Origin of the sequence: Corallococcus carmarthensis, assembly GCF_003611695.1 — a bacterium.
GTDB lineage: Bacteria > Myxococcota > Myxococcia > Myxococcales > Myxococcaceae > Corallococcus > Corallococcus carmarthensis.
This window is the reverse complement of record NZ_RAWE01000276.1, coordinates 1-11,749: the sequence shown is the minus strand read 5'-3', so window position 1 is coordinate 11,749 and position 11,749 is coordinate 1. Positions and strand designations below refer to the sequence as shown.

The 11,749-nt window shown below is 68.5% G+C and carries 2 protein-coding genes; both read right to left on the bottom strand.

Annotated features, from left to right (window positions below):
• Nucleotides 1-568 (bottom strand): condensation domain-containing protein (locus tag D7X32_RS39710; RefSeq protein WP_244239444.1); only part of this gene is annotated, 568 nt, incomplete at its 3' end.
• 481 nt (nucleotides 569-1,049) lie between these two features.
• Nucleotides 1,050-11,749, bottom strand: a 10,700-nt coding sequence (locus D7X32_RS39705) for a non-ribosomal peptide synthetase (RefSeq protein WP_147450453.1), incomplete at its 5' end; no start/stop codon positions are given.

The window sequence follows — 11,749 nt, the reverse complement described above, 5'->3', positions numbered from 1 at the left end:
GCACCAGCAGCGTCATGGACCAGCCGTCGGAGACGATGTGGTGCACCACCACGACGAGCAGGTGCTCTCCCGGCGCCGACGTCAGCAGCAGCGCCCGAAGCAGCGGCCCCGTCGCGAGATTGAAGGGTTGCGCCGCCGCTTCCCGCGCCAGGCGCCAGGCCTCTTCGGGAGGCGAGCCCGTGAGGTCCTTGCGCTCCAGGGTGAGCGCCGGCTCCGGCGCCACCACCTGCACGGGGCCCGAGGCGTCCTCGCGGAAGGTGGTGCGAAGGACTTCGTGACGGCGCACGACTTCGCGCAGCGCGCGCTCCAGCACGGCCACGTCGAGCGCACCCTCCAGACGCACCGCCATGGGCACGTTGAAGAGGGAGGTGCCGGGTTGCAGCTGATCAATGAACCACAGGCGCTGCTGGGCGAAGGAGAGGGGCAGCGGTCGCGAGCGGTCCTGAACCGGGATGAGCCCCTGCGTGGAGTTGCCCGAGGCGGCCTTCTGCGCGGCCATCTTCCTGAGCAGCTCGGCGCGCTTCTCCGGTGAGAGGTTGGCGATCCGCTTCGACAGCTCGTGGCTCATCTCGTGTACTCCACACTCGGGACGCCATGGCGTACGAGCACCACGGGGCCGGTGGTGCTCGTGAGAACTCGGGCTTGTTGCTGGTGCCGGATTGACGCCCTGCGCCGCTCTCCCGGGAGAAGCGCGAGGGTGGGTCAAATTTATGTGGGTAAGATTATTCCGCCTACGGAGGCCCTGTCATGAGGGGGGCTGGGAACCCACTCGAATGAATCCGGGTATTTGCGGGATTATTCTGGTTCCCTGCGTCCAGGGATGGAAGGACGTCAGATGTCCTCCAGAGTGAGACCTGCTCCCAGAGTCTCCTCCCTGATCGAGGAGGGGGCAGGCTCCTGGCGCCGTGCTTCGAGCGGACCGCGAGTTCCCGCCGACGCGGGATGGATCACGCCTCAAAACATGTATCAAGGGCAGCGCCGCGCGAAACGAACCCACCGTCGCGATGAGCCACGACGGTGGGGCACCTGTCTTCACTCCAAACCCGAAGTCAGCTCCCCGTGGCCTGTCGGGGCGTGCTGCCCGACACCCGCGTGAGTGCATCGCGCAGGTGTTCGACGACAGGCCCGAGGTGCGGGTCCTGCATCAGGGCGTGGTGGCTTCCGGAGACGGCGTGCACTTCCAGGCCACCGCGGACGAGGGGCTCCCAGCCACGGTGATGCGGAAGCCCCGTGGACGCCTCGCTGGCGCTCAGGAGCAGGGCGGTGCCGTCGTACGGCCGGGGCACGTACTTCTCCTGGGCGAAGAGGTTGGCCCGGAAGACGTTGAAGAGGACGCGCAACTGGGAGGGGCCCGCGTGCGCGTCGAGGATGCGCGCCCGGAGGCCTTCCTGTAGCAGGTGGGCCAACATGGCTTCGTCGCCGCCCTGTGCCAGCGCTTCGTCCGAGATGGAGAGGTCCTGGCCGAAGGCCGTCGCGGTGGCGTGGGCGAAGGCGAGCCGCGCGCGGGTTTCGGCATCGAAGCGCGAGGCGTCCTGCGAGGGCTTCGTCAGGCCGGGCACGTGGGTGTCGATGAGCGCGAGCAGGTCCACCGCTTCGCCTGCTTCACGCAGCCGCTGGGCCATCTCGTAGGCGACGAGTCCGCCCAGGGACCAGCCTCCCAGCTGGTAGGGGCCATGCGGTTGCACCGTACGGATGGCTTCGATGTAGAGGTCGGCCATCTCCTCGATGGATTCAGCGACGGGGCGTCCGTCGAGGCCGCGCGACTGGAGGCCGTAGACGGGGAGTGAGGGACCCAGGCGACGCGCCAGTTCCGAGTAGGCCAGCACGTTGCCGCCGCCGGGGTGGACAAGGAAGAAGGGCCGGTGGCCTGCCTCTCCGCGCTCCAGTGGGACGAGCGGCGTCCAGGCCTGGGAGTCATCGCGGAGCACCTGGGCGAGCTGCTCGACGGTGGGCTGCTGGAAGAGGACGGAGAGGGGAATCGTCTTTCCCAGGCGCTCTCGCACGGCGGCGACCATGCGCACGGCGAGAAGGGAGTGGCCGCCGAGTTCGAAGAAGCTGGAGCGGACGCCGACGGAGCGGACGCCGAGGACGTCCTCCCAGATGCGGGCGAGCTGCATTTCGAGCGCATCTCGGGGCGCGACGAAGTCCTTGGCCTCGATGGTGTGGGCATCGGGTTCAGGCAGGGCCTTGCGGTCCACCTTGCCGTTGGCGTTGAGCGGCAGGGCGTCCAGCACCATCAGCGCTGAGGGAACCATGTACTCAGGCAGTTGCTGCCGGAGGTGGGCCTTGAGCGACTCGGAGTCCAGCGAGTGGCCTTCGCGTGCTGTGACGTAGGCGACGAGGCGCTTGTCGGCGGCTTCGCCCTTGGCGACGACGACGGCGTCCTTGAGGCCGGGGATGCGACGGAGCGCTGCTTCGATTTCACCGAGTTCGATGCGGAAGCCACGCACCTTCACCTGGAAGTCGATGCGGCCGAGGTACTCCAGGCGCCCGTCGATGCGGTAACGGACGCGGTCGCCCGTGCGGTACATACGGCCGCCGGGCGGGCCGTAGGGCTCCGGGACGAAGCGCTCCGCGGTGAGCTCCGGGCGCAGCAGGTAGCCACGCGCTTGTCCTTCACCCGCGAGGTACAGCTCACCTGCGACGCCGACGGGCACTGGCTGCAACGAAGCGTCCAGCACGTAGGCACGCGTCGCGGGCAGTGGGCGGCCAATGAGGGGCACTTCGTCACGGCCGACGAGGGAGGCAGTGGAGTAGGTGGTGTCCTCGGATGGCCCGTAGAGGTTGAAGAGCTTCTGCACCGTGGGGACGGCGTAGACCTGCTTCGCCAGCGTCTCCGGCAAGGCTTCGCCCGCGAGGTTGATGACGCGCACGCCCGGAGGCACCGCATTCAGGCGCAGCAGCTGCGCCATGGCGGAGGGCACGGTGTTGACGAGGGTGACGTGAGAGGCGGTGGGCAGCTCCGCCAGGTGCAGGGCGTTGCGAGCCACCACCACCGCGCCACCGCTGCTCAACGGCGCGAAGAGTTCGAAGACGGAGAGGTCGAAGTTGAGGCTCGTCGCGGCGAGGGTGCCCTTCAGCTCCTCTGGAGAGAACGTGGCGAGCGCCCAGTGGAGGAAGGAGACAGCGTTGCCATGGGAGATGGCGACACCCTTGGGACGGCCGGTGCTGCCAGAGGTGTAGATGAGGTAGGCGAGGTGGCCCGGATGGATGTCCACGGCAGGCGCCGTGGTGGGCTGCTTCGCCAGCTCCGCATCCGAGTCGATGCACACCGGCGTTGCGGACGTTTCAGGCAGAGCGGAGAGCAGGTGCGAGTGGGCGACGAGGGCAGGGCCCTGGGCGTCCTCCAGCAGCCAGCCCAGACGCTCACGCGGGTAGCTGGGGTCCAGCGGCACGTAGGCACCACCGGCCTTGAGGATGCCGAGCGCGCCGATGAGGAGGTCCTCAGTGCGCTCGACGCACAGGCCGACTCGGACTTCGGGGCCGACGCCCAAGCCGCGCAGGCGGTGCGCGAGCTGATTGGCCTTCGCGTCCAGCTCCCGGTACGTCAGCTGCCGCTCGGGCGTGATGACAGCAATCGCATCCGGTGTGCGGTGCACCTGGGCTTCCACCATCGCAACAATGCTCGGCTCACGAATCGCCAGTGCCGCTTCCGGGTTCCAGTCGACGAGGAGCTGCTGGCGCTCGGAGTCGGTGAGCAGCGGCAGGTCACCGAGCCGCGTGTCCGGCTTCGCGGCAATGGCCTCCAGCAACACGCCGAAGTGCCCGGCCATGCGCTGAATGGTCGCCGCGTCGAAGAGGTCCGTCGCGTACTCCAGCGTGCCGGCCAGTCCTGCCTGAACCTCCTGCAGTGCGAGCGAGAGGTCGAACTTGGCGAAGTGGGCTTCCAGTGGCAGGGCCTGGAAGGACAAGCCGGGCAGACGCAGCGCCTCGGCGGGCGTGTTCTGCAGGACGAACATGGCCTGGAAGAGCGGACTGCGGCTCATGTCCCGAGTGGGCTGCACGGCTTCGACGAGCTTCTCGAAGGGCAGGTGCTGGTGCTCGAAGGCCGCGAACGTCGTGCCGCGCACCTTGGCGAGCAGCTCACGGAACGTCGAGCGCGGATTCAGCTGTGCGCGCAGGACGAGCGTGTTGACGAAGAAGCCGATGAGGCCTTCGGTCTCCGCCTGGGTGCGACCCGCGATGGGGGAACCCACGCTGATGTCGTCCTGCGCGGAGTATCGCGACAGGAGCACCTGGAAGGCGGCGAGCAGCACCATGAAGGGCGTAGCGCCCTCACGTCCCGCCAGCGTCTTGAGCGCGTGAGCGACCTCCGCGGGGATGCGCACCTCCACCGTGGCGCCCCGGTGCGACTGCACGGGAGGACGCGGGCGGTCCGTGGGCAGCTCCAGCGCGGCGGGGGCTCCGGAGAGCTGCTGCTTCCAGTAGTGGATTTGCGCATCCAGGACTTCGCCCTGGAGCCAGTCGCGCTGCCACGTCGCGAAGTCGGCGTACTGCACCGGCAGCTGCGCCAGGGGGGGCTCGCGGCCCGCGGAGAATGCGACGTAGCTCGCGGCCAACTCCTTCACGAGGACGCCCATGGACCAACCGTCGGAGACGATGTGGTGCATCGTCACCAGCAGCAGGTGCGAGTCCTCGCGCAGCCGCACCAGTGCACTGCGAAGCAGGGGGCCTGTGTCGAGATGGAAGAGACGGCGGGCTTCCTCGTCAGCCAGCTTCCGGGCTTCTTCCTCCCGCTGAGCATCGGGCAGGGCGGACAGGTCCGTGAGAGGCAGCGTCCATCCTGCCGGAGCCTGGATACGCTGCATGGGTTGACCCTGATGCTCGTGGAAGGTTGTGCGCAGGGCTTCGTGGCGCTGGACGAGCGCCTCGAAGGCACGGCGCAGGGCTTCTACGTCCAGGCGTCCGGAGAGCTGAAGCGCAGCCGGGAGGTTGTAGGAGGCGTCCTCCGGCTGGAGCTGATCCAGCAACCACAGTCGCTGCTGAGCGAAGGACAGCGGCAGCGGACCGTCATGCGCGACGCGGGTGAGCTGCGGGGCGTTGGTGCGAGTGAGCCCCGCCAGCTGTCCGGCCAGGGCTTCGACCGTGGGAGATTCGAAGAGAGCACGCAGTGGCAGTTCCACGTTGAAGTCCGCGCGCACGCGCGACACCACCTGCGTGGCCAGCAGCGAATGCCCACCCAACTCGAAGAAGGAGTCCTTCACGCCGACCTGGGGCAGACGCAGCACCTCCGCCCAGATGGACGCGAGCTTCGCCTCCACTTCCGTGCGAGGCGCTTCGTAGGTGTTGCCCGACTGGGGTGCCTCCGGCTCCGGCAGGGCCTTGCGATCCACCTTGCCGTTGGCGTTGAGGGGCAGGGCGTCCAGCACCACGAAGGTGGCGGGCACCATGTACTCGGGGAGCCCCTGACGCAGATGCGCCTTGAGGGCTTCCACTTCCAGTGAGGCATTGGCCTTGGGCGTGACGTAGGCGACGAGGCGCTTGTCGGCGGCTTCGCCCTTGGCGACGACGACGGCGTCTTTGAGGCCCGGTGCACGGCGGAGCGCTGCTTCGATTTCGCCCAGCTCGATGCGGAAGCCGCGCACCTTCACCTGGAAGTCGATGCGACCGAGGTACTCCAGGCGCCCGTCCATGCGGTAACGGACGCGGTCGCCCGTGCGGTACATGCGGCCACCGGGAGGCCCGTAGGGCTCCGGGACGAAGCGCTCCGCGGTGAGCTCCGGACGCAGCAGGTAGCCACGCGCCTGTCCTTCACCCGCGAGGTACAGCTCACCGGCGACACCCACGGGCACCGGCTGCAACGAAGCGTCGAGTACGTAGGCGCGCGTGGAGGGCAGTGGGCGGCCGATGAGGGGCACTTCGTCACGGCCGACGAGGGACGCAGTGGAGTAGGTGGTGTCCTCGGAGGGCCCGTAGAGGTTGAAGAGCTTCTGCACCGTGGGGACGGCGTAGACCTGCTTCGCCAGCGTCTCCGGCAGGGCTTCACCTGCGAGGTTGATGACGCGCACCGTGGGAGGCACCGCATTCAAGCGCAGCAGTTGCGCCATGGCGGAGGGCACGGTGTTGACGAGGGTGACGTGGGCAGCCGTCGGCAGCTCCGCGAGGTGCAGGGCATTGCGAGCCACCACCACCGCACCACCACTGGAGAGCGGTGCGAAGAGTTCGAAGACGGAGAGGTCGAAGTTGAGGCTCGTCGCGGCGAGGGTGCCCTTCAACTCCTCCGGAGAGAACGTCGCGAGGGCCCAATGGAGGAAGGAGACGGCGTTGCCATGGGAGATGGCGACGCCCTTGGGACGGCCCGTACTGCCGGAGGTGTAGATGAGGTAGGCGAGGTGGCCCGGATGGATGTCCATCTCGGGTGACGTGGTGGGCTGCTTCGCCAGCTCCGCATCCGAATCGAGGCACACCGGCGTGGCGGACGTTTCAGGCAGTGCGGAGAGCAGGTGCGAGTGGGCGACGAGGGCAGGGCCCTGGGCGTCCTCCAGCAACCAGCTCAGGCGCTCCCGCGGGTAGCTGGGGTCCAGCGGCACATAGGCACCACCGGCCTTGAGGATGCCGAGCGCGCCGATGAGGAGGTCCTCGGTGCGCTCGACACAGAGGCCGACGCGGACTTCGGGGCCAACGCCCAGGCCGCGCAGGCGGTGAGCCAGTTGGTTCGCCTTCGCGTCCAGCTGCCGGTACGTCAGCTGCCGCTCGGGCGTGATGACAGCAATCGCATCCGGCGTGCGGCGCACCTGGGCTTCCACCATCGCGACAATGCTCGGCTCACGAATCGCCAGTGACGCTTCCGGATTCCACTCGATGAGGATCTGCCGACGCTCGGAGTCCGTAAGCAGCGGCAGGTCACCGAGCCTCGTGTCCGGCTTCGCGGCAATGGCCTCCAGCAACACGCCGAAGTGCCCGGCCATGCGCTGGAGAGTCGACGCGTCGAACAGGTCCGTCGCGTACTCCAGCGTGCCGACGAATCCGTCCCGGCTCTCGCGCAGACCCAGGGAGAGGTCGAACTTGGCGAAGTGGGCCTCCAGCGGCAGGGCCTGGAATGACAGGCCGGGCAGACGCAGCGCCTCGGTGGGCGTGTTCTGCAGAACGAACATGGCCTGGAAGAGGGGGCTGCGGCTCAGGTCGCGCGTGGGCTGCACGGCTTCGACGAGCTTCTCGAAGGGCAGGTGCTGGTGGTCGTAGGCCGCGAGCGTCGTGCCGCGCACCTGGGCCAGCAACTCCCGGAACGTCGAGCGCGGGTTCAGCTGGGTCCGCAGGACCAACGTGTTGATGAAGAAGCCGATGAGGCCTTCGGTCTCCGCCTGCGTGCGGCCGGCGATGGGCGAACCCACGCTGATGTCGTCCTGGCCGGCGTATCGCGACAGCAGGAGCTGGAACGCCGCCAGCAGCGTCATGAAGGGCGTGGCGCCTTCCCGCTGGGCCAGGGAGTTGAGTGCCTCGGCGATGTGAGCGGGAATCCGCACGTCCACCGTGGCGCCACGATGCGACTGCACGGGCGGACGCGGATGGTCCGTGGGCAGCTCCAGCGCGGCAGTCGCTCCGGAGAGCTGCTGCTTCCAGTACTCGATCTGCGCATCCAGGACCTCACCCTGGAGCCAGTCGCGCTGCCACGTCGCGAAGTCCGCGTACTGCACGGGCAGCGGCGTGAGGGCGGGTGTGCCTCCCGTGGTGAAGGCCTCGTAGAAGGCCACCATCTCGCGGACGAGGATGCCCATGGACCAGCCGTCGGAGACGATGTGATGCATCGTCACGAACAACAGGTGTTCATCCTCGGCCAGGCGCACGAGCATGCTGCGCAGCAGTGGGCCCTTGTCGAGGCTGAAGGGGCGACGGGCCTCCTCATTGGCCAGCCGCTGGGACTCCTCCTCCCGCTGGGGCTCTGGCAGGGCGGAGAGGTCCACGACAGGCAGCGTCCAGTCCACCGGGACATGGATGTGTTGCGTGGGCTGGCCCTGGTGCTGGTGGAAGGTGGTGCGCAGGGCCTCGTGGCGGGCGACGAGTGCTTCGAAGGCGCGACGCAGGGACTCCACGTCCAGGTGCCCTGAAAGCCGGAGCGCGGTGGGAAGGTTGTAGGACGCGTCCCCCGGCTGGAGCTGATCCAACAGCCACAGCCGCTGCTGTGCGAAGGACAAGGGCTCCGAGGCGCCTCGCGTCGCTGAGCCACGAAGGGGGACCGACGGTGCGGTGAGTCCCTCGGCGTCGATGCGCCGGGCGAGGGCCTCCACGGTAGGCGCCTCGAAGAGCGCGCGAAGGGGCAGTTCCCTGCGGAAGGTGGCTCGCACCCGCGAGACAAGCTGGGTGGCCAGGAGGGAATGGCCACCCAGGGCGAAGAAGTCGTCGTGGATGCCCACGCGCTCCACGCGCAGCACCTGCGTGAAGAGGACCGACAGCTGCTCTTCGGTACCGGTCCGTGGGGCCACGAAGGTGGAGGCCCGAGACGCGTCCACGGGATCCGGCAGGGCCTTGCGGTCCACCTTCCCGTTGGCGTTGAGGGGCAGGTGCTCGAGGATGACGAGCGCGGAGGGGACCATGTACTCGGGCAGCCGCTGCTTGAGGCTCGCCTTGAGCACGTCGGAGTCCAGCGTCTGTCCTTGGTGCGCGGTGACGTAGCCGATGAGACGCTTGTCCGAGTCAGCGCCCCGAGCCACGACGACGGCCTCGTTGACGCCCGGGAAGGCGCGAAGACCCGACTCGATTTCACCCAGCTCGATGCGGAAGCCACGCACCTTCACCTGGAAGTCGACGCGGCCCAGGAAGTCGAGCGTGCCATCGGCCAGCCAGCGAGCCTTGTCGCCGGTGCGGTAGAGCCGCTCGCCGGGCGTGGCGGCGAAGGGATGGGGGACGAAGCGCTCCGCGGTCAGGTCGGGGCGGTGGAGGTATCCCCACGCGAGGCCCGGACCGCCGACGTACACCTCACCCGCGACGCCCACGGGCACCGGGTGCAGGTGCGCATCGAACACGTAGGCCGTGGCGTTCTGGATGGGACGGCCGATGGAGACAGGCCCCTCCACGCGTGTGTCGCGGTGCAACGGCAGCGTGGTGGAGAAGGTGGTGTTCTCCGTCGGGCCGTAGGCATGCACCAGCGTTGCACCTTCCGCGAGGCGAGCGAGGTGGTCTCGCAGGCGCATCCAGGGCATTACGTCTCCGCCTGTGGCGACCTGGCGCACCGCCGCCAGGACTTCGCCCTGGTGCAGGGCCATCTGCTCGAAGAGCGCGGTCGTGATGAAGAGCGCCGTCACACGGTGGCGACGCATTTGTTCCGCCAGCTCCTCCAACGACAAGGCGTGAGGCGGGGCAAGGACGAGCTTCCCGCCGTGCAGCAGTGCACCCCAGATTTCGAGCGTGGAGGCATCAAAGGCGATGGGGGCGATCTGCAGCCACACCTCCTCGGATCCGAAGCGCATGAAGGTGCTGCCGAGCACGAGGCGGGTGATGCCCCGGTGGGGCACGCTGACGCCCTTGGGACGGCCCGTGGAGCCGGAGGTGAACATGACGTAGGCCAGGGACTCCCCCTCCACGCGGACGTCGGGGGCGTGCGTAGGGAGCGCGGCGATGACGTCCTGCTGCGCATCCAGCCACACACGCGTGCCGGAAGCGGGCAGCTTCGAGGCGAAGGGCTGATGCGTGAGCACCACGCTGACGTCGGCGTCCTCCAGCAGCGTCGTGATGCGTTCCACCGGGGCATTGCGGTCCACGGGGACGAAGGCCGCGCCCGCCTTGAGGATGGCGAGCAGGGCCGTCACCATCTCGAAGGAACGCTCGACAGCGAGGCCCACGCGCGCGCCCGGCACGATGCCGAGGGCGCGCAGGTGGTGGGCCAGTTGGTTCGCGCGCGATTCCAGTTGGGCATACGTCAGCGTCGCGTCCCCCAGGGCCAGGGCCACCGCGCCGGGCGTGCGGCGGGCCTGCTGTGAGAAGTGGACGTGGACGGGGACGTCCATGGGGCTCGCGACCCCGGTGTCGTTCCAATCCACGAGGATGCGCTGGCGCTCGTCGTTGGAGAGGAGGGACAGCTCGGACAGGGCCTGTTCTGGCTTCGCGGCCACGGCCTCCAGCAGCGTGCGCAGATGGCCCGCCATCCGTTCGACGGTGCTCCGCTCGAAGAGGCTGGTGCTGTACTCCATCAAGCCGACGAAGCCCTGCGGTGAGTCCTGCAGCGACAGCGTGAGGTCGAACTTGGCGGAGTGACCTTCGGCGGTGACCTGCCGGAAGGTGAGGCCCGGAACGCGCAGCGCTTCTCCAGGGGCGTTCTGGAGGACGAACATCACCTGGAACAACGGACTGCGGCTCGCATCCCGGACCGGTTGGAGGGCTTCCACCAGCTTCTCGAAGGGCACGTGCTGGTGCTCATAGGCCGCGAGCGTCGTGCCGCGCACCTGGGAGAGCAGCTTCCGGAAGGAGGCCTCGGGGGCCACGCGCGAGCGGAGCACGAGCGTGTTGACGAAGAATCCGATGAGGCCTTCGGTCTCCGCCTGGGTGCGGCCCGCGATGGGCGAGCCCACGCTGATGTCGTCCTGCGCCGAGTAACGCGACAGGAGGAGCTGGAATCCCGCGAGCAGCACCATGAAGGGCGTGGCACCTTCGCGCTGGGCCAGGGCCTTGAGCGCTTCGGACGTCGCCTGGGGAATCTGGACGGAGTGGGTCGCGCCCGCGTTGGACTGGATGGCTGGACGCGGATGATCCGTGGGCAGTTCCAAGGGGGTCGGAGCACCTGCCAGCTGCTGCTTCCAGTAGCCCAGTTGTACATCCAGCGTTTCGCCCTGGAGCCAGTCGCGCTGCCACGCCGCGAAGTCCGTGTACTGCACGGGCAGCGGGGCAAGCGTGGGTGTCCGGCCCGTGCTGAAGGCCTCGTAGAAGGCGACCAACTCGCGGACGAGCACGCCCATGGACCAGCCGTCGGAGACGATGTGGTGCATCGTCACGAGCAACAGGTGCTCTTCAGCGGACAACCGCACGAGTGCGGTGCGCAGCAGCGGACCGTGCTGCAAGTCAAACGGCTGACGTGCCTCCGCTTCGACCTTCCGCTGGGCTTCGTCTTCGCGCTGCGCTTCGGGCAGCGCGCAAAGGTCGATGAGCGGCAACGCCCACGCGTCGGGCGAGTGGATGTGCTGGGTCGCCTGTCCCTGGTGCTCACGGAAGGTGGTGCGCAGGGAGTCGTGGCGGGCGACCAGTGATTCGAAGGCGCGGCGCAGCGCCTCCACGTCCACCTGTCCCGTCAGCCGGAGCGCCGTGGGCAGGTTGTAGGACGCGTCGCCCGGTGTGAGCTGATCCAGGAACCAGAGGCGCTGCTGCGCGAAGGACAACGGCAGAGGGCCGTCCGCATGAATGCGGGTGAGCGGAGGCAGTTGGGTGTTCGGCGTGAGCGACTGGAGCCGCTCGGCGAGTGCGGCGACCGTAGGGGCTTCGAAGAGGGCCCTGAGCGGCAGCTCCACGCGGAAGGCGGAGCGCACGCGCGAGACGAGCTGGGTGGCCAACAGCGAGTGGCCGCCGAGCGCGAAGAAGTCGTCGTGGACGCCCACGCGCTGCACGCGCAGCACCTGCATGAAGAGGGCGGCGAGCTGCTCCTCGGCGGGAGTGCTCGGCGCGACGTAGGTGGAGGCGAGCGCGGTGCCCTGGGGCGCAGGCAGGGCCTTGCGGTCCACCTTTCCGTTGGTGTTGAGCGGCAGGGCCTCCAGCACGAGGAGCGCGGAGGGCACCATGTACTCAGGCAGGTGCTGCTTGAGGAAGGTACGCAGCTCCGTGGCGTCGA